Annotated in this window: 19 protein-coding genes and 4 pseudogenes; 10 read left to right on the top strand and 13 right to left on the bottom strand. The window is 49.5% G+C overall.

Features of this window, described 5'->3' with window-relative positions:
- The first annotated feature begins 203 nt into the window (after nucleotides 1-203).
- Together F7Q90_RS15050 and map are read left to right on the top strand one after the other, a co-directional pair.
- Nucleotides 204-446, top strand: a complete 243-nt coding sequence (locus F7Q90_RS15050; RefSeq protein WP_006121993.1) for a ParD-like family protein — start codon at nucleotides 204-206, stop codon at nucleotides 444-446.
- The gene (gene map / locus F7Q90_RS15055; RefSeq protein ID WP_006121994.1) at nucleotides 446-1,231 is read left to right on the top strand and encodes a type I methionyl aminopeptidase; all 786 of its coding nucleotides are present in this window, start codon (nucleotides 446-448) and stop codon (nucleotides 1,229-1,231) included. The genes F7Q90_RS15050 and map overlap by 1 nt, the downstream gene beginning before the upstream one ends.
- 63 nt (nucleotides 1,232-1,294) lie before the next feature.
- Here map and F7Q90_RS15060 read toward each other — a convergent pair whose 3' ends face one another.
- From F7Q90_RS15060 to F7Q90_RS15070, 3 genes are all read right to left on the bottom strand, one after another.
- Entirely contained in the window at nucleotides 1,295-2,227 is a 933-nt protein-coding gene (locus F7Q90_RS15060) for a sensor domain-containing diguanylate cyclase (RefSeq protein WP_044243083.1), read from the bottom strand.
- Complete coding sequence (locus tag F7Q90_RS27235) at nucleotides 2,224-2,538, bottom strand: MASE2 domain-containing protein (RefSeq protein ID WP_044243084.1); 315 nt, start codon at nucleotides 2,536-2,538, stop codon at nucleotides 2,224-2,226. The genes F7Q90_RS15060 and F7Q90_RS27235 overlap by 4 nt, the downstream gene beginning before the upstream one ends.
- A 210-nt stretch (nucleotides 2,539-2,748) precedes the next feature.
- Entirely contained in the window at nucleotides 2,749-3,060 is a 312-nt protein-coding gene (locus F7Q90_RS15070; protein WP_006121995.1) for a hypothetical protein, read from the bottom strand.
- Nucleotides 3,061-3,218: 158 nt separating this feature from the next.
- Here F7Q90_RS15070 and F7Q90_RS15075 point away from each other — a divergent pair, with 158 nt between their 5' ends.
- Nucleotides 3,219-3,902, top strand: coding sequence for a RipA family octameric membrane protein (locus tag F7Q90_RS15075; protein WP_006121996.1), 684 nt, complete (start codon nucleotides 3,219-3,221; stop codon nucleotides 3,900-3,902).
- 261 nt (nucleotides 3,903-4,163) lie between these two features.
- On the opposite strand, the gene F7Q90_RS15080 is transcribed toward F7Q90_RS15075, so the two are convergent.
- Nucleotides 4,164-4,985 carry a Cof-type HAD-IIB family hydrolase gene (locus F7Q90_RS15080; protein WP_006121997.1) on the bottom strand — a complete coding sequence of 274 codons (822 nt, stop codon included), beginning with the start codon at nucleotides 4,983-4,985 and terminating at the stop codon, nucleotides 4,164-4,166.
- Between the two features lie 225 nt (nucleotides 4,986-5,210).
- Here F7Q90_RS15080 and F7Q90_RS15085 point away from each other — a divergent pair, with 225 nt between their 5' ends.
- Both F7Q90_RS15085 and F7Q90_RS15090 read left to right on the top strand, forming a co-directional pair.
- The gene (locus F7Q90_RS15085) at nucleotides 5,211-6,473 is read left to right on the top strand and encodes a DUF1479 domain-containing protein (protein WP_006121998.1); all 1,263 of its coding nucleotides are present in this window, start codon (nucleotides 5,211-5,213) and stop codon (nucleotides 6,471-6,473) included.
- 58 nt (nucleotides 6,474-6,531) lie between these two features.
- Nucleotides 6,532-7,281, top strand: a complete 750-nt coding sequence (locus F7Q90_RS15090; protein WP_006121999.1) for a DeoR/GlpR family DNA-binding transcription regulator — start codon at nucleotides 6,532-6,534, stop codon at nucleotides 7,279-7,281.
- Between the two features lie 15 nt (nucleotides 7,282-7,296).
- Here the strand turns inward: F7Q90_RS15090 and F7Q90_RS15095 are convergent, their stop codons facing one another.
- Nucleotides 7,297-8,304 carry a LacI family DNA-binding transcriptional regulator gene (locus F7Q90_RS15095; RefSeq protein WP_006122000.1) on the bottom strand — a complete coding sequence of 336 codons (1,008 nt, stop codon included), beginning with the start codon at nucleotides 8,302-8,304 and terminating at the stop codon, nucleotides 7,297-7,299.
- Between the two features lie 315 nt (nucleotides 8,305-8,619).
- Here F7Q90_RS15095 and ascF point away from each other — a divergent pair, with 315 nt between their 5' ends.
- Nucleotides 8,620-10,068, top strand: a complete 1,449-nt coding sequence (gene ascF, locus F7Q90_RS15100; protein WP_006122001.1) for a PTS cellobiose/arbutin/salicin transporter subunit IIBC — start codon at nucleotides 8,620-8,622, stop codon at nucleotides 10,066-10,068.
- 29 nt (nucleotides 10,069-10,097) lie between these two features.
- Entirely contained in the window at nucleotides 10,098-11,528 is a 1,431-nt protein-coding gene (locus F7Q90_RS15105) for a 6-phospho-beta-glucosidase (protein ID WP_006122002.1), read from the top strand.
- 94 nt (nucleotides 11,529-11,622) lie between these two features.
- On the opposite strand, the pseudogene F7Q90_RS15110 reads toward F7Q90_RS15105, so the two are convergent.
- A pseudogene (locus F7Q90_RS15110) lies at nucleotides 11,623-13,389 on the bottom strand (sensor domain-containing phosphodiesterase).
- 823 nt (nucleotides 13,390-14,212) lie between these two features.
- Between F7Q90_RS15110 and F7Q90_RS15115 the strand changes: the two are divergent.
- Nucleotides 14,213-14,452, top strand: a complete 240-nt coding sequence (locus tag F7Q90_RS15115) for a hypothetical protein (RefSeq protein ID WP_006122003.1) — start codon at nucleotides 14,213-14,215, stop codon at nucleotides 14,450-14,452.
- A 512-nt stretch (nucleotides 14,453-14,964) separates the two neighbouring features.
- Here F7Q90_RS15115 and F7Q90_RS15120 read toward each other — a convergent pair.
- The gene (locus F7Q90_RS15120) at nucleotides 14,965-15,735 is read right to left on the bottom strand and encodes a DeoR/GlpR family DNA-binding transcription regulator (RefSeq protein ID WP_033742616.1); all 771 of its coding nucleotides are present in this window, start codon (nucleotides 15,733-15,735) and stop codon (nucleotides 14,965-14,967) included.
- Nucleotides 15,736-16,184: 449 nt separating this feature from the next.
- A pseudogene (locus F7Q90_RS27890) lies at nucleotides 16,185-17,560 on the bottom strand (diguanylate phosphodiesterase).
- 669 nt (nucleotides 17,561-18,229) lie between these two features.
- Between F7Q90_RS27890 and F7Q90_RS15140 the strand changes: the two are divergent.
- Together F7Q90_RS15140 and F7Q90_RS15150 are read left to right on the top strand one after the other, a co-directional pair.
- Entirely contained in the window at nucleotides 18,230-19,177 is a 948-nt protein-coding gene (locus F7Q90_RS15140; RefSeq protein ID WP_006122007.1) for a GAF domain-containing protein, read from the top strand.
- Nucleotides 19,178-19,416: 239 nt separating this feature from the next.
- Nucleotides 19,417-20,184: pseudogene (locus tag F7Q90_RS15150) on the top strand (EAL domain-containing protein); the annotation flags it as partial.
- Between the two features lie 44 nt (nucleotides 20,185-20,228).
- On the opposite strand, the gene F7Q90_RS15155 reads toward F7Q90_RS15150, so the two are convergent.
- From F7Q90_RS15155 to F7Q90_RS15175, 5 genes and pseudogenes are all read right to left on the bottom strand, one after another.
- Entirely contained in the window at nucleotides 20,229-20,900 is a 672-nt protein-coding gene (locus F7Q90_RS15155) for a hypothetical protein (protein WP_006122009.1), read from the bottom strand.
- 221 nt (nucleotides 20,901-21,121) lie between these two features.
- Nucleotides 21,122-21,643, bottom strand: a complete 522-nt coding sequence (locus tag F7Q90_RS15160) for a GrpB family protein (protein ID WP_377776260.1) — start codon at nucleotides 21,641-21,643, stop codon at nucleotides 21,122-21,124.
- 8 nt (nucleotides 21,644-21,651) lie between these two features.
- On the bottom strand, nucleotides 21,652-22,524 hold the full coding sequence (rluF, locus tag F7Q90_RS15165; RefSeq protein ID WP_006122011.1) for a 23S rRNA pseudouridine(2604) synthase RluF: 873 nt from the start codon (nucleotides 22,522-22,524) through the stop codon (nucleotides 21,652-21,654).
- 229 nt (nucleotides 22,525-22,753) lie between these two features.
- Nucleotides 22,754-23,962, bottom strand: a pseudogene (locus F7Q90_RS15170) (autotransporter outer membrane beta-barrel domain-containing protein); the annotation flags it as partial.
- Nucleotides 23,963-24,729: 767 nt separating this feature from the next.
- The coding region (locus F7Q90_RS15175; protein ID WP_006119901.1) for an IS1 family transposase at nucleotides 24,730-24,947 on the bottom strand (218 nt) is incomplete at its 5' end.

Genomic DNA, 24,947 nt, shown 5'->3' on the forward strand with positions numbered 1-24,947 from the left:
GTTGCCTGGCAATGTATTGAATCGTCCAATAGCTAGAATTATGAGCTTTCACACTAAAATATAAATTTGAGTTGGTGTTAAAAATACAGATGAACGTCGTGTAAATTTCACACATTTTCAGATGCCCAGGAATTTTCATTGCAATTTCCACTGCAGGCATTACCCTGTATATAAAACGCATACATTTTATATACAGGATGAGTATGGGCATCGTAAAAATATCCGACGTGATGCATGAGAATCTTCGTATTGCCAGTCAGGCAATGAGCCGCTCGATCAACTCGCAGGCTGAGCACTGGTTAAAACTGGGCATGCTGGCCGAGCTCTATCCGCAGTTAACGCAAAACGAACTGGCGCAAACGCTCATTCGCATAGAAATGAACGGCGGTGCCGATATTCGCCAGGTGCTGCATAAGAGTGACCTGGCCTCACAGGGAGAAGTGTAATGGGAACAGTGAAAATACATTCCGCCGAAGAAATCGAAAAAGCTCGCGCGGCAGGTCATGCTGCAGCACAGGTACTGGCCATGATCACACCGCACGTTCGTCCAGGCATTACGACGGAAGAGCTGGACGATATTTGCCACGATTTTATTGTCAATGAACTCAACGTGACGCCGGCTAATATCGGTTATCACGGTTATACGCGAACCACCTGCACCTCTGTAAACCACGTTGTCTGTCACGGCATCCCTGCGGCAAAAAAACTGAAAGACGGTGATATCGTGAATATCGATGTCGCCATTATCAAAGATGGCTGGTATGGCGACACAAGCCGCATGTATTTTGTTGGCACACCGTCCGTGCGCGCCAAACGCCTGGTCGATATCACTTACCAGTCGCTGGTTGCCGGTATTAAAACTGTCCGTCCTGGCGCGACATTAGGCGATATTGGGGCAGCCATTCAGCGCATTGCTGAAAATGCCGGCTTTTCGGTTGTCAGAGAATATTGCGGTCATGGCGTCGGCGAGATTTATCATACCGACCCACAAATTTTGCATTACGGTACGCCCGGTGAAGGGATGCCCCTGAAAGCTGGTATGATTTTTACTATCGAGCCGATGATCAATGCCGGAAAAGCGGGCACCAGCGTGCTTTCCGATGGCTGGACGGTAGTCACAAAGGATCGATCACTCTCCGCACAGTGGGAGCATACCGTTGCCGTTACCGACACGGGTTTTGACCTGCTCACGCCCTGGCCCGAGGGAACGGGCGATTATCCCGCTATCTGAGTCAATAAAGCCGCCCTTAACAGGCGGCTTTATTTTTGCGGTATAAGATATCGCGCCCTGTGCTTAAAGACCTCGCCATAACTTCAAACCATTACGTCCCGAACGCTTAACGTCATATAACGCTTCATCGGCACGGCGCAACCATTCGTGTATCGAACTGGCTTTTTCTGCACAGGCAATACCAATACTGACTGAACAGGTAAAATCGGGCGAAGCAGGCAACCGTAACTGCGCAATGCGCCACTGAATATGCTCAGCGAGTCTGACGATGCCAGCGTCATCAGCATCACGGACAATGACGCCCAGTTCATCGCCACCAAACCGCGCCGGTGTGTCTTTAATTCCCACACTGTCACGTAATAAACCCGAAATTTCCGCCAGAAGAAAATCCCCTGCTTCGTGACCATAGGTATCGTTAACATGTTTGAAATGGTCAACATCGATCATGATCAGGTAAGCTTTACTGTCTCCACGGCGGGTACGCAGAAATTCGCTTTCGAGTCGACGTTCAAAAAGACGTCGATTAGGAATTTGCAGACCCGGATCCATTAATGCAATACGTTCAAGCTCGCGATTTTTTTGACGCAGCATATACGTCAGATTATGGGATACAACGCTTAACGCCAGCATATAAAAGGTCGCCAGCGGTAATGTCAGCCAGGCTGTACGCAGGCTGAATGTCATTGATACCGGCGCGCCTTCAAGCGTCCAGACCAGAAGAAAGGCAAACAGAAATGACTGAAAGGCGGACAAGAGCTGTGGCCAGCCACCGGCCGCATAGCGGTCGGAAATTAATACTGCCATGATCACAAAACACGGCATGGGACTCAGCGCCAGCAACGCGACCCAGATACCGCCAAACGCCGCATCAAGCGTGAGATTCATTCTTTCCCTCGCGGTTGAATCACGCGCGGAAGCCGCAAGGCGATAGGCCAGAGACGGCCAGAGGATGACATTACCGATCAGTAACGGCTTTGTTGAATAATAGGTAATCATTCTGTTTTGTCTGCACTGTTTTGGTAGAAAACGCTGATGCCAGACAGAACACCGTCATACGCAAGCATGTAATGCATTGATTTTATGTTATCTGAAACAACCGTTTTCATAGTACCACAGCATAAAATCCATTTATTCAACAAAGCCATCAGTAACGCAAAAATGGAGATGCCGTGACCCTGTTCGATTAATACAGAAGCGATTGGCATGGCACATAAAATCGTCCCTAATTGACGCATTGCGAACATGCGACGTACAAATCGCGTCGATCGCATTTTGAGATGATTATCATCGGGTGAGTAATAGGTCATTCGAAGGCGTAATTAGCAGTCTATATAACGCAGTTTATCTACAAAAAGAGCAGGCAGCATGACTTTTTAAGATTCTTTCCGCTTTATTTATTATTTTTTCTGGTGAGAAAAAAATGTTAGCTGCCCGCATTTAAAAAATACGTTTAAGCCTAACGCGCAACATCATCTCATTGTCATGCATCAGGCTGTCAATTTAGCAATACATTGCCGCTATCTCCTGCGGCCCTTCGCGACCGACGCAGACCAGTTAAAATCGCTGACTTCACTGGCAGTCAGTGAGGACGGTTTCTTTTTTCGGACAGGTTTTTTGTTTTCCTTTTCTGCTTTTAACTTTTCTTTAAGCAATTTATCCGCCATCACCTGCTGACGCGCTTCAAGGTTAAGCGCTTTCTCTTTTTTGACGTCCGGTTCTTTACCCGTACGTTGGCGGTATTTTTCAATCAAATGATGAAGCACTTCATTGACGGCAAGTCGCTCTTCATCGCTGAACTGATCGATGGAAATCATTTTCTTGTCATTCATCGTCGCTTTCCTCGTCGTGGGATCATCGGCAGTGTACAACAAGCCGGATGAATAAAAGGCATTTGCTTGCCTCTTAACGCATTTTAACCGGGAACGTGAGTATCATTTCGTCTCAGGACAGCTAAAATAAGCGAAAATTAACAACGAGAATCTGGATAATGAAAATCCCCCTGCCTGACGATCATAAAGCATTTATCACCGCACTTCTGGACGAACCCGTTGACGTCATTGAGATGCACTCTCCCCACGCTGAACACATTGATCGCGCTTATACTGTCGCGCTACAGCAAAAAAATCATGAGGCTGAGGCAGACTGGAAACGGACGATCACGTTTCTGGCCCTGTTCGTTTTTCTCTATGCGGCGCTGGGTGCATCACTGACGCTGGACCTGAGTCCCGCCGGGGCGAGTCACAAAAGTATTGAATACGCGTTAGAAGCCGTGCCGGTGCTTATCGCCTTTTCCGGCTTTTTTATTTCTGTGCTTTACCTGTTTCTTGTGCGCGCGGGTTCACGTCAACGCCGTAACTGGCAACGAACACTTTTAATTCTGGAAAGGTATACCACTGGTCATGTATTTAAACTGACGCATCAGCAAGGCGCGGGTACCAGCAACTACTCGCTTTCATCCATCATGCTGGCGCTCGCGATGTTCATTTGCCTCACATGGTTAATCATCTATAACTACCTTACCTTCACTACCAGCGGTGTGTTTGGTAGCGTCATTTCACTGTTTATCAGTACGATGGTTTACGTCATTTTGGATATTCAGCTCCTGAAACCGTGGCAGTCAGAGGCTGAAAACGATCCCTCCGGTGTTGATGAAAATAAAGCCGATCGCTAACCTTCCATGGCCCGATATGCATCGGGCCAGCCTTTGCATCTGGCAGGCGAAACAGGCACATAGGTTAAGCCAGGGATAACCTAAAACGCTTAAAGTATGTTGTAACTATATTATGCATCGTTGATGCTCAGCTTACGTTCAGGCTCGTCAGGGGCTGCTCACGATGAGTGAGCAGCCCCTGAAAACATCGCTACAAGTGACAACGTCACCTGTGGTTTCCGCAAGACGTGATTTGGGTTGGTTGATATCTGATTAGTGAAATCAGTCGAATGGAAATTCACGAGCCAGAACGCGGGCAATCACATTCAGCGCGCCCTCGTCCGTATTACTCTCGGTTTTAAAACGCGCGACAGCCGAGACAGCCTCACCCGCATTGGCCATTGCAAAACTAAAGCAGGCCTGACGTAACATCTCGATATCATTCGCGCTGTCGCCGACAGCCACCACTTCACAATCGCTAATGCCCCATTTTTGCTGAAGCAAAGCGATACCGTGCGCTTTATGGCAACCCGGAATAATCAGGTCAATAAAGCCATAACCGCTGGAAACGGGATGCATGATGTGATCGATTTCGCCCAATTGGATATGCAAACGCGTCATCAGGCTTTCAATCCCTTCGTGCGCCAGATTGAGCGAGAACTTAAAGACAGTGTCATCAATATCGTAAAGGTTGTCGCGCTTCTCGAGTCGGTAATAATGATTTTTTAGCATGCCGATCACGCTATCCGGCATGGACGTGTGAACATAAGCACTTTTGCGGCCACAAACAACGACGCTGATATCCGGTTCTCTGGCCAGAATATCGAGTACGCTGTGTACCCTTTCTTTTGCCAGCTCGCCACAAAATATTACTTCATCGCCATGCGACACCCACGCACCGTTTTCTGCCACGAAGGCAATTTCATTTTTGATGTCAGGAAAATATCGCTGTAACTGGTAATACTGATTGCCGCTGGCGACCACAAAATGAATACCTTTTTCTTTGAGCAGAGCATACTGGCGTGAAAAGCGCTGGACATTGTACTGCTTGTTTTCATCAAGAAAGGTACCGTCCATATCCACTGCAATCATCCTTACTGCCATTTTACTCCCCCTTTGCTCCCGGCCTTAACAGGCTAACTGTGTGGTTAAGCTTACTCGCTGTAAGGATTATTGAAAGTTACAAACGCTGAATTTCCGCCTGTTATGGCAAATTGTGCCGTCGCGCCCAGATTGAAAGTTAAAGCTCTGTTAATAATGACCATCACCTTCGAATGAAGGTTATATAGATTTCATTCGAAATAACATCATCTGTTAAGAGGTTAATCTATGCGCGAAGGACTTCACTACACCCCACTTCCTGAGGACATCTCTGCCTCTATCCGTAACTTTAAGCAGCGCGCACGTAAACAGATCGGCGACGTTGAGCGCGTATTTCGGCAAGTCTGTCAGAAAACAGAAGAGGCCATTGCCGAAGCCAGGCTGGAAGAGGCTCAAACCGGGAGCGCCTGGCCCATCGTCACGGGCGAGGCGATAGCCTCAGGCACGGTTTCCCCGGAAACGCGGGTGCGTATCAAGCGGCGCGGCTGTGTCGTCGTCCGGCAGCATTTCCCCCGTGAGCAGGCACTGGCCTGGGATGCCGACATGTTGCGCTATCTGGATGAAAATCAGTTTGATGCACAGTACCGCGGGCCAGGAGACAATTTTTTCGGCAGTCTTGAGGCATCCCGTCCAGAAATTTACCCCATTTACTGGTCTCAGGCTCAAATGCAGGCCCGTCAACGCCCGGAAATGCATCAGGTACAGTCGTTTCTGAACCGGTTATGGACCTATGAATCGGAGGGGCAGCGATGGTTTGATCCTGACGTGAATATCCTCTATCCAGACCGTATTCGTCGACGGCTACCGGGCACCACGTCAAAGGGACTGGGTGCGCATACCGATTCAGGCGCGCTGGAACGGTGGCTGTTGCCTGCTTATCAACGCGTCTTTCACGCCGTTTTTAACGGGGATATTGATCGCTACGATCCCTGGAATGCCGCTCACCGCAGCGACGTCGATGAATACGATGTACCGGACACCACAAAATGTTCTGTCTTCCGCACTTTCCAGGGCTGGACCGCGCTGTCCGATATGATCCCGGGTCAGGGTTTACTTCACGTTGTGCCCGTCCCCATGGCAATGGCCTATCTTCTGTTACGTCCACTGCTCTCCGATGTGCCGGAAGATGAACTGTGCGGTGTCGCACCCGGCCGCGTCCTGCCTGTTAATGAAAAATGGCATCCCCATTTGATGAAGGGCTTATGCCCGGTACCGGCTATTACCGCCGGCGATTCCGTTTGGTGGCATTGTGACCTTATTCACGCGGTCGCGCCGGTCGAAAACCAACAAGGCTGGGGAAATGTGATGTATATTCCTGCTGCGCCGATGTGCGATAAAAACCGCGCGTATGCGCATCATGTGGCGCATGCGCTGAAGCAAGGTCATTCCCCTGCGGATTTCCCACCGGAGCATTACGAAGCTGACTGGAAGAATCGCTTTACCCTGGCCGACCTTAACCCACTCGGGAAACGCAGCCTGTGCCAGTCCTGATAAAAAAGAGTAAGCGGGTTAATGCCCGCTTTGGTTCAGTAGGATAAAGGGAGCCGGTATGAATACGCGCCAGGAAAAAATTATCGAACTGGTCAATGCGCGTGGCAGCATCACCGTCAGTGAACTGGCTCGCGTTGTCAGTGTGTCTGAGGTGACGATACGGCAGGATTTAACACAACTTGAACAGCAGCGCGTGTTACGTCGCGTTCACGGTGCAGCCATCGCCCTGGACAGTGATAATGTGAGCACACGGATGAACACACGTTTCAGCATCAAACAGGCTCTCGCCCGTTATGCCGCCGGACGCGTCAATGAGGGCGAATCAGTTTTTATCGAGGGCGGCAGTACGAATGCCTTACTGGCACTTGCGCTTGCCAGTCGAAAAAATCTGACGCTTATCACCGTCAGTCACTATATCGCTCATCTGCTGAAAGAAGCCGATTGTGAGGTCATTGTGCTGGGAGGCCGGTTACAAAAGAGCAGTGAATCGATGACCGGGCCACTGACGCGTTACTGCATTCAGCAGACCCACTTTCATAAAGCGTTTATTGGTGCTGATGGCTGGCACCCGGAAACCGGTTTTACCGGTCGCGACATGCTACGGTGTGACGTGGTGGACGCTGTCCTGGCAAAAGACGCTGAGAGCTATGTCCTGACAGACAGCAGTAAATTCGGACAGCTTTATCCCTATCCTTTATCGCCCGGTTATGCGCCGCGTCATGTCATCACGGAACACGGCTTGCCCGCGGATACCGTGAACCGGCTTACAGAGCAAGGCACCGAGGTGATACCGGTGACGATCGCTTAAAGGTGGCTGACGGTTTCAGGGTGCGACGCTGACAGAATCGCGCGAAACCAGACTGGCGATAAAAGGCTTACGCTGAATTAACTCGCCGCCATCGAGCATGGCGACCAGCCGGTTGATAGTTTCATTGATCATGTCGGTAACCGGAAACTTCATGCTGGAAAGCGAGGGAATCACATACGGAGCCAGCGGGATGTCATCAAAACCTATCACCGAAACTCTGGCCGGTACAGCAATGTTGTTTTCCGTGAGTTGTTTAATGGCACCAATTGCCATTTCATCGTTGCTGGCTACGATAGCGCTGAAAAACTCGCCGCCGGCGAGCAGGGATTTGACCGCCAGCATGCCGCTTTGTGCGGTCCACTTACCCTGCACAATCAGCTGGGGATTAGGCGCAATGCCCGCCGCGCTTAATGCAGCCTGATAACCGGAAAGTCGTTCCTGACTGGTAGGAGAATCCAGCGAGCCGGTGATAAACGCGATATCACGATGCCCCTGTTCAAGCAGATGATTGACAGCCAGCCGCCCTGCTGCCTGCTGGTCGCTGAATACACAAAAACTTTCATGAATGCGCAGGCGGCGATTGATTACCAGAATGGGTTGTTTGTGGTCGGAAATAATAGCATCCAGTTCATCAATACTCAGAAAGCGCGGATAGATGATGATGCCATCGCAGCGCAGATCGAGCAAAAACTGAATCGCCGCGCGCTCCTCAGCGGCAGTGTGCTTCCCGTCAGCCAGAATTAACTGACGATTCTGCTGCTCCATAATCCTTGCGGAATGCGACATTAACTCGCTGAAAATATTGCCGCTGTACAGTGTGTTAGTCACCACCAGCCCTATGGTTTGTGTACTTTTATTTGCCAGATTACGGGCCAGTAAATTGGGCCGATAGCCTGTTTCAGCGATAGCCTGCAAAACGTGTTCACGTTTCTCTTTGCCGACGTAACCGTTGCCCGACAATACCCGGGAAACCGTTGCTTTTGAGACACCGGCGCGTTTTGCCACTTCTGAAATCGTTGTCATATGAGGATCGCCAGAATTCTCAGCCTGAAAGCAGTCTACCTAAGTCTTTCATTATTTGAAATATTTACACGCCAGCCCACAGGGCGCGCCAGATCATTGACAGTGACCTTAATCACAGAAATAACACAGGGTGATTATTGGCGCTTGTGTCAGCCCCAAAACAGCTTCATGATTTTGTGAAACCGGTTTCCTATTTTGCCGTGCCGATCGTCAGTGGTCACGCAACGTTCCCCTGGCGAAAGACGTAAAACAATAAGGCAGCCGTCATGAGCGGAAACCAGAACGCACTTCCCTCTACCCTACGAGAGAAACATCATGTCAGGAAATTATGCCGGGATTTCACAGGCCATCGTTACCGCCTTAGGTGGCCTGAACAACATTAGCGCCATTACGCATTGTATGACGCGCCTGCGTTTTGTCGTGAAAGACGACGACAGTGTCGATCTGGCGGCCCTGAAGGCCGTCAACGGCATCATGGGCGTCGTGCATACCGATACACAGTATCAGGTGATCATCGGGAATAATGTTGCCAAAGCCTATCAGGCCGTTCTGGCGCTCGGTCAACCGCAGGCTGAAAGCGCTGCGCCAGTTAAACGTCGTATCACGCTGAAAAGCATTGGTGCCGGTATTCTCGATGCGCTTGTCGGTACCATGTCACCACTGATTCCGGCGATCATTGGCGGATCGATGGTCAAACTGCTGGCCATGATTCTGGATATGGCGGGCGTTTTTGACAAAGGCTCGTCCACGCTGATCATCCTGAACGTTATCGGGGATGGGGCATTCTTCTTTTTACCGGTCATGGTAGCGGCTTCTGCCGCACTGAAATTTAAAACCAATATGTCACTGGCGATTGCTATTGCCGGCGTCCTGGTGCACCCCACTTTCATCGATTTAATGGCCAAAGCAGCTCAAGGCCAGCATGTCGAGTTTGCTTCTGTTCCGGTGACGGCGGTGAAATATACCTATACGGTGATCCCCGCGCTTGTGATGACGTGGATTCTGTCCCATATCGAACGTGGCGTGGATCGGATTACGCCTGCCGTCACCAAAAACTTCCTTAAGCCGATGCTGATTGTGCTGATTGCGGCACCGATTGCGATTGTATTAATAGGTCCCATTGGCATCTGGATCGGCAGCGGTATCTCTGCGCTGGTCTACACCATTCACGGCTATCTGGGCTGGCTTTCCGTGGCCATCATGGGCGGGCTGTGGCCGCTACTGGTAATGACCGGCATGCACCGGGTTTTTACCCCTACCATCATCCAGACGATTGCAGAAACAGGTAAAGAAGGCATGGTGATGCCTTCAGAAATTGGGGCCAACTTATCACTTGGCGGTTCGTCGCTGGCCGTCGCCTTCAAAACGAAAAACCGCGAATTACGCCAAACGGCGCTTGCAGCCGCGGCCTCCGCTATTGTGGCCGGTATTTCTGAGCCTGCTCTTTACGGTGTCGCCGTGCGCCTGAAACGCCCATTAATCGCCAGCCTGATGAGTGGCTTTATCTGCGGTGCCGTTGCCGGAATCGGCGGGCTTGCCAGCCATTCAATGGCTTCGCCAGGATTATTTACCAGCGTGCAGTTTTTTGATCCGTCCAACCCCTTGTCGATTGTCTGGGTCGTGGCGGTAATGGTGCTTTCTGTCGTGCTGTCGTTCATTCTTACTCTCATTCTGAGGTTTGAAGATATCCCTGAAACGACCCAGCCGTCTGCGCCCTCGTCCGTCGTCACCGCAGAAAAAGCGAACGCGGTTAACGCCAGTTAATTAATGATTACAGTATCAAAGAGGATGTCATGTCTGAGTCAGTATTCCCGGAAGGATTTTTATGGGGCGGTGCCCTGTCCGCAAACCAGTCAGAGGGCGCCTTTCTTGAAGGCGGGAAAGGATTAACGACCGTTGACATGTTACCGCTTGGCCCGGCACGCATGCCGGTGAAACTGGGGCAGGAAAAACGCGTCACACTGCGCGATGATGAATTTTATCCCAGCCATACCGCTATCGACTTTTATCATCGCTATCGCGAAGATATTGCGCTGATGGCAGAAATGGGATTCACCGTCTTTCGCACCTCTATCGCCTGGAGCCGACTTTTCCCTCGTGGGGATGAATTAACGCCCAACGAGCAGGGGCTGGCGTTTTACCGTGATCTGTTTGCCGAATGTCGTCGCTATGGCATTGAGCCACTGGTGACGCTGTGCCATTTTGACGTGCCGATGCATCTGGTAACGGAATATGGATCGTGGCGTCATCGTAAAATGATCGCGTTTTTCGCACGCTATGCACGAAGCTGTTTTGAGGCATTCGACGGCCTTGTGAAATACTGGCTTACCTTCAATGAAATTAACATCATGCTGCATAGTCCGTTTTCAGGCGCTGGGCTGGTGTTTGAACCGGGTGAAAATACCGAGCAGGTTAAATATCAGGCCGCCCATCATGAACTGGTTGCCAGTGCGCTGGTAACGAAAATTGCTCATGAGGTCAACCCGGCCAACCAGGTAGGCTGCATGCTGGCAGGCGGCAATTTTTATCCCTGGTCAAGTAAACCCGACGATGTCTGGGCGGCACTGCAAAAGGATCGTGAAAATCTGTTTTTTATCGATGTGCAGGCACGGGGCGCCTACCCAGCGTATTCCGCGCGTCTGTTTCGAGAGAAAGGCATTGAGATCGTTATGGCGGAAGACGATGCGGAGATCCTTAAAAACACTGTCGATTTTGTTTCATTCAGTTATTACGCCTCTCGCTGCGCATCTGCTGATATGCATGACCAGAACAGCAGCGCAGCCAATGTCGTCAAATCGCTGACTAATCCGCACATCGCACGTAGTGAATGGGGTTGGGGCATTGATCCGCTTGGACTTCGCATCACCATGAATATGATGTACGACCGCTATCAGAAACCGCTGTTTTTAGTCGAGAACGGTCTGGGTGCACGTGACGAGTTAACACCAGAAGGCGAAATCATAGACGATTATCGTATCAGCTACCTGCGTGAGCATATTCGCGCCATGGCTGACGCGATTGGCGACGGTATTCCCGTACTGGGTTATACCACATGGGGCTGCATTGATTTGGTGGCGGCTTCGACCGGTGAAATGAGCAAGCGCTATGGTTTTGTCTATGTTGATCGGGACGACCACGGTAACGGGACGCTGGAAAGACGCCGGAAAAAATCGTTCTGGTGGTATAAGAAAGTCATCGCCAGCAATGGCCGCGATCTGGATTGAGTCGGTGTGCAGCCACGAGACGTGGCCAGACGCGACGGCGGTGAAGCATTTAAAGGGATAAGGCGACAGATAATACTGTCGCCTTCTGTTCCGGTTATTTTTGCAGCAGCCAGTGTTCAATCTCGCTGGCTGGCAGCGGTTTAGAAAAAAAATAGCCCTGAATCTGGTCGCAACCATATTGCTTCAGCAGACTCAGCGTCGCTTCGGTTTCGACCCCTTCCGCCAGAACCGTATAATTCAGCTCCTTCAACATCTAAATAATGCTTCTGACAATCACTCTGGACGCCTGATCGTTGTCCATGCGGTTAATCAGAGACATATCAACTTTGATAACGTCTAAGGGAATTTCCTGTAAATAGCTGATGTTGCTGTAGCCTGTGCCAAAATCATCCAGAGAGATAACAAACCCCTCGGTTCTCAGCGCTTCCAGGCCGTTTATAGCAACATGGCTTTCTGTAATGAGTTCATTTTCAAGGCACTCCACGCCCATAAAGGACGTAGGCAAATCAGCAGCCTGCATTTTACTGGCCAAATCTGCCGCAAAGCCGGGGCGTGAAAAGTCACGTTCACTGACGTTAACTGAGACAGGAATTAACTGATATTCCTGTTTCCACGTTTTGAGTTGAACGATGACACGATCGATGACCCAGTCCGTCAGCACCGAGATCAGGTTTGTTTTTACAGCCAGGGGAACGAAATCGGCAGGGAACAGCTCGCCTCGTTCCGGGTGATGCCACCGGATCAACGCTTCCAGCCCCACGGTTTTGCCGGTTTTTAAACACACTTTGGGCTGATAAGCCAGATAAAGACCTTCGTCTTTTTTCAGCGCCTGTGCCAAATCATTCATGATGAGAAAATCATCCGTGCGGCGCGAATCATAAGCATGATCGAAGGTCATGGCACCGCAATTCTGATAAATGCATTCATGCAGTGCGCTTACCGCCTGACGAACGATTTCATTGGCATCTATCTCTCGGGAGACAAATTCTGTTTCACCTGCATAAACGTCGATATCGATCGTGATATTGTCCGCTAAATCCGCCTTCAAATTCTTGAGAACATCAATCGTGCTTTGTGCCGTGTACCCTTCAAGATAGGGCTGGATGAGGGTAAACCGACCCGGTGCAAATGAATAAAGCATATCATCGGACTCAAGTTCGAGGCGCGCACTGACCAGGCCGGCGATTTGCCGGAGCAGGTTTTCTACCGGCGCGATACCAAAGGTGCGCGAGAGTTCATAAGCATGCGGAATATCAATGCAGTCGATAAGAATAAGGCGGAAGCGTCGATCAGGATTGCTCACGGCCAGCTGCTGCATATCACGCAACAACCGCGGGCGATTAGGAAGATGCGTAATCAGGTCAGTAAAACTGGCCAGATTCCAGGCATCCAGAAATGAGGTGACCAGCCTCGCTAACGACTTTAAGGTTTCGAGTTGCGCATCGTTAAAGGTATGGGGTTGCGTATCTGTGACGCATAACGTGCCCAGAACCAACCCTTCAACATTACATAATGACACGCCCGCATAGAAGCGGATATGCGGCTCGCCTTCCACTAACGGATGGAAAGAGAACCGATTGTCTTGCAGTGTATCCTGAATGACCAGTTGGCCGTCGCCATCAATAACATGTCGACATAAGGAAACATCACGTGACGACGCCTTAAGATTAAAGTTGCGGGAAACTTTAATGTATTGATTTTTGTCGTCAATAATTGAGATAAAACTGCCCGAAATGCCGAGTGCCTGCGCGGCAAGCTGTACAAATTTTTCCAGCACCTCATCCCTGGTTACATCAGGTGACAAAAGTGCTTTAACCGCTTTAAGACGATTTTCTTCATTGCCACTTTGATTATCGTGCACAACAGCCTCCCCATGTGCGGGTGCAAAACGCAGAAAACAATTTAGCCTAATTTTAAATATTTAGCGCCACATTGACCGACAATTTATAGCAAACAAGAGGCCATGCGAGACTGTATAACATGCAAGAAAAGGTTTTAAGTCATTTTTAACCGTAAATGTCACAACGTTCTGCATTATGCCCGACACACAGGCGGCACTTTTGGTGAGGAGACGACATCGCTGTCAATGTTCAGGCACAATAATCGATCAGCTTACCCCATTAAGGGTATTGGTCCACATTAAGCGGTTTTTTCTCCCGACGCTTCATCTTGCCACAGGCTGCCTCTCTCAGTAATGAATGCGCATTCAGTTATTACCTGTTGCGCGCCTGTAAGACTGCCGTTATGAAATATTACTTAAGCTTTTCTGTCAGAGATAAGAACTTAATAATGGCAAAACATCCTGACGGCACAGACGTTAATTAAATGCAAAATGTAAAGTTATGGAAGCAAAGATTAACAAACACGGTCGGGGGCTTCGTGATGGCGCGAGGAATACAGAACAGTTCAGGCATCTTAGTGTCTGCAGACACGATAAATGTCAGCAGACTTCTGGCTGAAAGCATAAGGAAATGGACGTTAGCCCGCTATCGCCGGCTACGGTATGCTGAACAGCTTTTCTTTTCGCTTATTAAACGACGTCCTGACGGTAATGATGGGCTGACACGCTGATAATTGGTACACTTATTGCCTTGGCGGAACAATGCCAATGCTGAACTCGATTAACAGGTTAAACAACCCTGCCAGTTGGCGCCAGCAGGTCTGGGTTGCTCAGGAAATGAAGTATGCTGACTGACGATCAACTGAATTACATTCTCAGCCACCCCGACGAATTTTCAGATCAGGTTGTGGCAATGGCGAAAGAGATACGGGTTTACCGTGCTGCGTTCGCACAGCCCTATGCGATCATTGAACCATTAGGTATGACGTTTATTGGCGATGAAAATGGCGCGATGGTGTGGCATCCGAAACACTACGAAGAAGGCGATACGCCGCTCTACCTCAGACCATCAATGGAAGAATAACCGTTGTGACGCATTCATACTTACACATCTGTAAATCCCCGTCCTGGCACGCCCCCGTTCACCTTCATTCATGTCAACGCTGCGAGACTCATGTTACACACTGATACTCCCTTAGTCAGCCCTGCTCTTCACCCCGTAGCATCAACACTTCATCTATCCATGTTTAGTTTGATTTGAGACACTGCCTGGCGCTGCCATGATGCGTGTGGCGTGACCACCCGCTCTGCAGAAAGATAAGCGATTCGGTCACTTTTCATCGTCAACGCATACCGATGCCGTCCATTGTGGTTGTTGGCATCTGTCCCGGCTCTGCACTTACTGAATCACTGATGTGATGCGACAAGCGCGTGATTTAAGCGAGACCCAATCATCACAACACGCGATCACCGCTTTCAGCTGCCACCGGGCGAGTCAGAAAACGCGGGTTGACCACATTTCTCTGGGCCACATCGTTGCGGCTTCTGCGCCCATCAGTTTTTGTAAGTTGTTACTGGCAAAATAATGCAGGCAACTCAGGCAGGATGAGCGATAGTCAACGCAGGCACGCTGCTGGACAGGAGCGCTTTCCTGACGTCTGCGTCCAGATTAGCGTCAGTGACAATATCCGTCAGCGCATCCAGATGAACCACATTGAAAAGAGACCAGGCACCGTATTTTGAACTGTCTGCCAGCAAAACACGTCGCCTCGCATTGATAATCAAATCGTGTTTCAGAGCCGCTTTTTCTTCCGTGGGCGATGTCACGCCTTTCGTCATATCCCATCCATTACCACTCAGGAAAGCAATGTCAGGATTGATATTGTTCAGCATCTTTCGACCGTGATCGCCAATGCAGGACTGGCTGCTTTCATCGATTCGCCCACCAATGATGGTTACTTCAATCTGCTTAAACTCGGAGAGGAACAGCGCAATATGTAAGTCATTGGTGATCACACGTAGCGGCATATGGGTAATTTGCCGGGCCAGCTCAAACATCGTCGTCCCTGCATCAAGGATTACAGCATCGCCTGCTTTAATGAAGGTGGCTGCAACGCGCGCAATAGCATGTTTTTCAGGCTGATTCCGTGACGATTTTTCCAGCGTGGTCGGCTGCGATGGAATAAAGCGGTTAAGCGTTACGCCCCCGTGCGTGCGGCTGACCACTCCTTCCTGATCGAGTTTAATCAGATCACGCCTGATAGTGGCAGGAGAAGCGCCTGTGACCGAAACAAGCTGTTCAACCGTTACCAGATTATTTCCTTTCAGGTAATTCATTATCGATTCTAAGCGACTGTTTTCTTTCATCTTCACATTGACCAGGGCGTTTTCTTTTTTTGGATCATGCAGATATGATCGCAAAGTGCGATTTTTCTGTCCAGGTAATATCTGAAGAGATGATTAACTCAGCTCACGGGTGAGTAAATACCTTTGGATTCCTCACTGCACGACTAAAATGATGGTGATCCGCTTTCCTTCGCCATGCATACTCTCATCGCGAAAGCATTCTGTTCAGCATGACTTCTCAGCGAGCGACGGCGTGTTAATGCTCTTAGATGAATATAAGGTTTCGCCCCACTTCGTCTGAAACGAGGACGGTAAAAATTTGATGTGAAAGGCGAGATGACTGATTCAGGCGTGAAGTCGGGACAGGTTGAATGCGGTATCTGGAGCACTGCTGACGCAATCAAAACGGCAGCGGTCCATGCTGCGAGTGATACGATGTCTTTATCGTGACATATAATATTAACCGGACCTTACATCGCGCTTCGATATTCCGGCCAGGCCACTGCGTCTGAATGGAGCGCACCTGAAGGAGCAAATAAACTGCCCTGGAAATTAATCACGCCCGCTGCTTCCAGCCACATCCACTCCTCCGCTTTCACGATGCCGGCAGCAATGACCGTAATCTCTAAGGCAGAGCAACATTTTATAATGGCCTGAACCACGGCTTGTTTCGGACCACTGCGGTGAACATCGGAAGTGATACTTGAGTCAATGCGAATCCGGTCGGGCTGAATATGTGTCAATAACGAGAGCCCGGCGGAACCGGCACCAAAATTATCGACGGACAGACTGATGCCCGCAGCCTTAAGCTCCCTGACGGCAACCGAAAAAGCTTCCACGCGTGAAATAACTTCCGTTTCGCTGACACCAATGACCACCTGCTCAGGGACCAGTCCTGCAGCATTTATGGCCGCAACAATGGTCTGAACCGCATCAGGTACGACAACCAGCGTCATAGGCAGCAGACTGACATACAGCGTCATCTCGTCCGGGCAGGCCCGCCCGGCCATCCTGAACGCTGTAATCACCGCGTCAAGATCGGCATCATGTAACTGCTTTGACGAATCGCGCTGTTCAGTACGACGAAGCCGTGCGTCCGCTATCGCCTCAATCGCCGTCACTTGACGGGCAAGCGGATCGACGACGGGACGGAAAGTAATACCCGATACCGAAGGCGTCACCTTGCTGGCAGTGGTGCTTTCCGGAATGAATTGGCTTTGTTGAATAAATGGATTTTATGCTGTGGTACTATGAAAACGGTTGTTTCAGATAACATAAAATCAATGCGTTACATGCTTGCGTATGACGGTGTTCTGTCTGGCATCAGCGTTTTCTACCAAAACAGTGCAGACAAAACAGAATGATTACCTATTATTCAACAAAGCCGAATGAATTCCCAGTATTCGGAGGGCAATACCTCGAAGTAATTCTCTTTCTCACGCGCCTCAACAAAGGTACGCAGGAACTGCAACGCGCGGTCAGCATAAGTTAACTGGTACTTCGACGTGCCTTTATCCAGCACCGCCTGAAGCACAGTGGAACGATCATGCTCACGTAAATCAAACAATTCCATGCCGGCATTACCGAAGCGACGCGAGGGCGCATAATCACGCATCAACTCGACCAGGTTATGGTGACGTCGATCAGCACAAATGCGCTGATAAATGGCCAGCACGCCCTCTTCCGGGCCTTCCAGTAACTGGAAAAAGTGCGTGCCATTGAACAACAGAATACCGGTCACATCATGAGATGCATTCAGTATGCTGGCATCATCCACCATTCCGGGTAGCGTCTTAACAGGAACGTCATCCGAGATATGGCTGCGATAAATTATTGTGGTCAGCAAAGGGCATCTCCAACATCAACGTGAGTGTAGTCGTCAGCTTATCAGTTATTCCTTTAACATGCAGGTCTCGGTGCGCGGACTGACGCAATAATTTACATTAAATTGCATCAGGGAGGAACAGTGATGGCGCGCAAGACAAAATAACACAAAGTAAACCCGGATCGGCTTCTCATTAATTATCGTTACTTTTTCAGCGGGGAACGATTACTGCCCTGACCTCTTTTAAAAGAGATATTTTTTAACTGCTAATGAGTGCGCTTTTATTTATTTTTTAACTCTATGTTTTAAAAGGTTTTAACCCACCTGCCGGTGACCCGCGCTTCTGGGTTTGCAGATTTATCCACCTGAAGCCGGCCCGACATGCCGCACGGAGAACGTCGGGAAATGTATCGCAGCCAGAAATTTGCCTTATAAAAAAGCGTAAGCGAAAATAAAATCTTCGTTCGAGGCTTCAGGGTTTCTGTTCTTTCCTCACCTGCCGTATTAATCAATACGCATTAACTCAAAAAATAAACGGCCTTCATCCGGGACGTAAACGGTTATTCCATGACGGTTTAATATCGCAACGCATTAATTGCTTTCGCCTTTTATAGTGATTGGCTTTTATTTTTTAAAATCAACGTACAATTATTTTTTGCAATATCATTCAGCATATGGGCAGGAGCGGCAATGGCTCAGGAACCTGGCGACAAGGAATATCACCGCACCAGAACAACACAGTCACTGCGCTTCTCAGACAGAGGCCGGGATGAGGTGCTGAAAAAGTTTTTACGTCTGGCCTGTCAGTTAGTTGGTATTAATGGAAGTTATATCGCTGTCTTAAATGACGATAAGCATAGTGTGCGTGCCAATTACAATATTGAGCTGAGTGACACGACGCGCGAACAGGCCTTATGCCGACATGTTGTCGAAAGTGATGCGACGGTCATTGCACCCGATACCCGACTTGATCCGCGTTATGCCCATCACCCTTTGATTGTCCATGCCCCTTATATTCGCTTTTATGTCGGTACGCCGCTGAAAAACGCTCATGGACAGATACTGGGAACGCTATGCCTGACGGATACGGTGCCACGGACTTTTAGCCACCAGCAGAAACAGATCATTGAGTCACTGGCTGGATTGGTTGTTGCCTTTCTTGAAGCCTGGCATTCGGCGGCCTTTATCGAACCTGTTACCGGCATGGCCAATCGGGAACGTCTCTTTCGCGACATTCTGCATCTTGCCACGCTGAATGACACGGCACTGCGCCGTCTGGTGCTTATCGACTGTATTGATATGTCACGCGCCTACGACCTGTCCCGGTCACTGGGCATGGCGTCGCTGGAGTCCTTGCTTAAGGATGTCGCCACCCTGTTAAGGTTACGTCTTCGGCCTGCCAGTGGTGAGTCGATTTACACGATCGCGACTGGCCGCTTTGCGATTTTGACCCGTGCAGAAAGCCACGTTAGCGCAAAATGGGTTGAGGAACGGTTAAACGGGATTCATGCCGATATGGGCGACGGCCTCACTATGGCGTTGGCGACCTGTACCGCGCAGATCGACTTTATCGCCGGCCAGACCTTCCCCCAGGACGCTCTCAGACAGGCAGTCAATGCGCTGGAACGGCTTTGTTGAATAAATGGATTTTATGCTGTGGTACTATGAAAACGGTTGTTTCAGATAACATAAAATCAATGCGTTACATGCTTGCGTATGACGGTGTTCTGTCTGGCATCAGCGTTTTCTACCAAAACAGTGCAGACAAAACAGAATGATTACCTATTATTCAACAAAGCCCGCTGGAACGCGTGAGCGGTCCGTCCGTTCGTCTGTGTGATGCTGTTAGTGATGGAATTAAAGACGCGAGTTCCCCCGCTGATTTCACCTTAATGCGTGATCTGGCAGACGCGCTGCGGCGCAACCAGGGACTGTATCTGGTTTTCCAGCCCAACGTGTGCTTGCTCAGTGGTAAACCGGTTGGCCTCGAAGCGCAGATCCGTTGGCATCATCCCCAACGTGGAGAGCTGGCAGCCGATAACTTTACTTCACTGGCCGTTGGGACTGAGCTGGGCACAACACTCACGACCTGGCTGATTGACAGCACTATTGCCCGGCTTAAACGTCTACGTAATCATCCTATTCAGTTACCTGTCACAATCAGTATTCATGAGCGGGATGTGACAGATCGGGCGTTTGCAGAAAAGCTGGCGGAAAAAATGCTTAAGGCAACCTTACCTGTGTCAATGCTGGTCATCAAAATCGTTCAAAAAGAGCATATCATTGACAGCCCCTCAGCCATGCTGGGCCTGGAAATGCTAAGACGTATGGGATTCACAATGACATGGGAATATATCGCGAAAGGCTATCGCAAAATACGCTATCTGCGCGGGATGCCGCCTGATGTTATAAAACTGGATAAAACACTGGCCAACCAAATTCATGCAAATATTACTTCCCGACTTATCGCACACAGTATTTTTACGACGCTCAAAGAGCTCAACCTCCTTGTTTTAGCCCACAGCGATCGTCCCGCCTCTGTGGTCACCTCAGATAACAGTGAGGCTACCTATGAATATTTCAACATTAAACCTATGACAGAAACGGAACTCGATCCCTGGCTGAAATGGAAGTTACCGGGATAAGCGTTTTCTCCCCGTTCTGTACTCGTGGACTATCCTGCTGGTATTTATTTTCTGGCCAGATGGCGTTTCGTATCACGAGCCTGGATACGCGCTTCTGTGGGTGAGGGAAACAGATAATGGTACAGATCGCGATACAGGCTCAGATGTTTCACCACGCCCTCATGGATAGTCTTGGTAATATCGTTGATTAAAAAATCGCAGGTGGTGTTGAAGTTTCCCATTTTAAAAAAGGCTTTATCAAAAACCGTAATAATGCCTTCCCATTTCATCTGATATTCATCTCTGATCGGATCATGAGTTGCAATGAACAGGCCTTTGTGGGACTTCACACCATGTTTGCCCACATAGGTGGTTTGCGAATCGTAGCCACGTTTACTCCGCCAACGGCAAAATTCATAAGGCACATCATAATGGGGCAAAATAAAGTCGGGACAGCGGAAATTCTCGTCGCTTAACAGGCCATCCAGCGTCACCGTGAAATGCAAAAAATCCTGCATAAAATCGAACTGACGCGTCTTGGTTAAGGTGACATTGATGGTGAAATTGCCTGAATGCACATACCAGTAGTTAGTAAAGCCGTTGACCAGAATACAAAATACCTGCCAGTCGCTAAGCCGCCGGTCACCGGCTAATCCTCTGAAACGACTTATCATTAGCCTTGCTTTGGGATGCTGATACGCGTTGAACAACGGATCATTCATACCTTTCAGTAACATCAGGCCCACTCCTTTGTAATTTAGCGTATCCTGCCATGCCATTTTACTACTGAAAAGGTGCCGTCATCTGATTATGCGACGTTGCGCTTTCCTTTTGGGCACCGTCTTACTTATCGTTCTGTGATGCCGTCTGTAGCCATAAGCATCAGGCTGCATCATTGAATGTGCAGGCAAGGCTAAATTTTGCAAAAGGAAAATAAAGACGCGTTCAGAGAGATAATTCAGAAGGGATAGAGGGCTAGTGCGCGTTGCTGATGGGTCTGAACAAACGCATTTTTTAATTCACAGTAAACGTTACTCTCCCCCCGGCAGTCACGTTGCGCGGCGTATTTCACTGCCGCATAGCTGTCGCGGATGTCTGGATATTTTCGCAAATAATCCCGAAACGCCAGATGCCGGATGATATCTGGACTGCCCTGGATAAAAGCATGGACGTGATGCGTACGGCGGCCCTGAAGGCCCTTGGTATAATAGCGTCTTCCTGACATACCGTTTTCGCCACGCGCCTGATAGCCAGAGGCGCACAACGCTGACGTAATGTCAGACGAATCATGAGTAATCACTTCCAGCAAAATATCGATGATCGGTTTGGCCGCTAATCCTGGCACCGCAGTGCTACCAATATGATGAATAGCGACAAGGTGTTTACCCAATCTCGCCGCTAACACAGCCGCCTCAGCAGAGAAATGATTCGCCCATTCAGGGCAATACTCACTCACGATTATCTGACGCCCGTTTATCATTTCGCTTTTTAGCGCCCTTTTTTCTTGCGACCCGGCTGCGTAAATCGCTTGCGTGAAGCGGGCTTATCATCAGCTTTTACGCCCGATTTAGGTTGGCTATTCCCTGGTTTTTTTGCAGGAGATTTTTTCTGCGGCGTCTTTTTTGCCGATTTGTCATCAGAAGTGGAATTTTCGAGCAGCTTAAACAGTTCGATTAATTCATCATCCGTCAGATCGCGCCATTCACCCAAAGGAATACCTTTGAGATTTACATTCATAATGCGCGTGCGTTCCAGTTTGGTGACTTCATACCCAAAGTGTTTGCACATACGACGGATCTGCCGATTAAGCCCCTGTACCAGCGTAATACGAAACACGTAGGGTGCTTCTTTCTTCACTTTGCACTTTTTGGTTACCGTGCCCAACATGGGAACGCCGGCTGCCATACCGGCAATAAATTCATCGGTAACGGGCTTATCAACAGTGACGACATATTCTTTTTCGTGGTTATTGCCTGCACGCAAAATTTTATTGACCAGATCGCCATGATTGGTCAGGAAAATAAGTCCCTGCGAATCTTTATCGAGACGACCGATGGGAAAAACGCGTTTACTGTGATTAACAAAATCACTGATGTTATCGCGTTCGCCCTCTTCCATTGTGGTGATAATGCCTGTGGGTTTATTCAGCGCAATCAGCACCAAATCATCTTCATCACGAGGCTCAATCAGCTGACCATTCACTTTTACGACATCGCCAGCAAAAACCTGGGCACCAACGGCTGCGCGTTTACCATTGATGAAAACGTTGCCCTGTTCGATAAAGCGATCGGCATCGCGGCGGGAGCAGATTCCGCTCTCACTGATGTATTTATTGAGTCGTGTTGATGAATGCGTCAGCATGGTTCCTCCAAAAACGCGCACTATACCTTACCCGCTCTCGCTTGCGAAGCAGAAGGCATTAAACTTTTGGCCCCTTCATCGGCCAGTAAAATCGGGCCATATCCTCTGCGTTTTGAACCTGAAAGTGCAGGCAGACGACGTGACACATCAGTCTCATCCCGCGCCTTTTTCGATGGCGCTGACCCGGGCCTGATCGATGCGACGCTCATAGGCCTGCACCGGACAGGTGCTAAAACCGCGCGCTCATGCCAAGGTTCCAGGTGACCTCATGATAATCACGCGCGCCCGCCACCGTCGACACAGCGGCAAAAGCGCTAACCGCGTCGCCGATGGGGACATTGGCCCCTACAGCTATATCCGCCCAGTCTTTATCCTGATTCGAACGGCTTTGTCGGAAAGCCGTTCGTGTCGATTTCAGACCTGCACTCACCGATGTATCCGTGTCGCCAAACTGATGGTTATAACTGACCTGTGCCCAGGGATTGATTCCTAATCCCTGGGTATCAATGCGCCACCCCACTGCGCCAGTTTGTGAATGCCGTGTTTGATCGGAGAAACGCATCGCACTGCTGCTGTCGCCGCGTTCCTGATAACCGTCGGCCCGCACATAATCCAGCGCATAGCTGACAACAGGCCCCGTGGTAATCGTCTCGTTTAAGGGAAAATCCCAACCGGTTTGAACCCGCGTGCCCATCAGCTTTCCACTACTGCTGCCCTGTTCAGTGCGGACCGCAGGGCCAAGTTTTATCTGACGTTCAATGCTGTCGTAATCCAGATCCGCATAATGGATATCGGCGTTGACCCACAGTCTGTCTATCAGTTGTAGCTGGCTCCAGAGTGCCACCATGTTGCCGTGCAGCCGGTAATCATAACGTTCAGAGGGATGCTGTCGTTGGCTGGCCGTTGACAGCAACGCCCCTGCCTGCAGGTTGTCGGTCAGCTGATAACCCATGCCGGCTGACAGGTTTGCGGTATCTGTGTCGCCATCATTAAAAACATCACTTTTGTTGCGCGCGTGCTGACCGGCGTAACCGCCAAACACAGTGAATTCTCCGGCTTCAGCGGGTTGCCTGCGCTGCTGCTGGAGATGACTGTCCAGCGTGTTATGCACATCCTGCAGCATCGTCAGCGGTGCCTGCGTCAGTACCGCGACCTGGGCTGGTGCATCCAGGATTGACTGAATGTAGTCAGCAATCAGGGCATGCACCGCAGGGCTGGGATGAAGACGATCGGCAAACAAAAAAGTCTGTTGCGATGAGAAACCCGCTGTCGACGAAGTACAGACGGCGGAAGAGGTGCCCGGTGGACAGGCCATGCCTGCGGTGTTAGTAAGACCATAAAGCGCCGGACTGGCGATCACTTCATTAAAAAGCCCATTAATATCGACCCGAACAATATTCCCCTGTGCAGCCGCCAGCGCGTTTTCTTCCTGCTGATGGCTTTGTTGAATAAATGGATTTTATGCTGTGGTACTATGAAAACGGTTGTTTCAGATAACATAAAATCAATGCGTTACATGCTTGCGTAGGCTTTGTTGAATAAATGGATTTTATGCTGTGGTACTATGAAAACGGTTGTTTCAGATAACATAAAATCAATGCATTACATGCTTGCGTATGACGGTGTTCTGTCTGGCATCAGCGTTTTCTACCAAAACAGTGCAGACAAAACAGAATGATTACCTATTATTCAACAAAGCCGGTAGACGTACATGGCCGCGGCAGCATCTGCGGTTATAAAAAAACAATAAATCGCAGTCACACCGAAAATAAGTGAACGAAGCTGCATGACAAACCTCACTGGCATTAATGTTCATTTATCTGAACCGTCAACATTCAGATTAAAATAGTTTCAGACCCTACATGACTGAGAGCGTAAATAAATGGCCCCGGCCGTTGATGATGGCATATAACCATATTTACGGCGCAACGAGACCTGCACGGGAAACAGAAACCTGTGACTGCATCAGTCGCTCTGGATAAAAACGTTCTTTCAGGCGTCAACTTAAAAGTCAGAGATCATTTCCTGCGGAACAACAGACCAGAGCGGAGTTAATTTCCTGTCACAGAGTATTCATCCCGGAAAAAACATACACCCATCATCATGCCCGACAAGACACTCAACTAACTTTCCCTGAACCTATTTCAGTTCTGCCTCCCTGGGGTATGTATCGCATACATAGTCAAAAAAGGGTGATGACTCCAATTAGTAGAACATATGCCTCTCGATGAAGGCACCGATGACTTTTTCGTGGATCTCGATGGAACGAGAGAAACAAATTGTTTTGCGCGCCAGCCGCTTGATACGGGTGCGAAGCGTCAGGTTGTTACGTTCAATGCGTTGCGTAAATATCTTGCCCGTAAGGTGCTTATCCTTCGAAACCTCTCTGGCATAACTGCCCCAGTCGTCGCTGGTTATCATAC

Origin of the sequence: Pantoea stewartii subsp. stewartii (assembly GCF_008801695.1) — a bacterium.
Taxonomy (GTDB): Bacteria; Pseudomonadota; Gammaproteobacteria; order Enterobacterales; family Enterobacteriaceae; genus Pantoea; species Pantoea stewartii.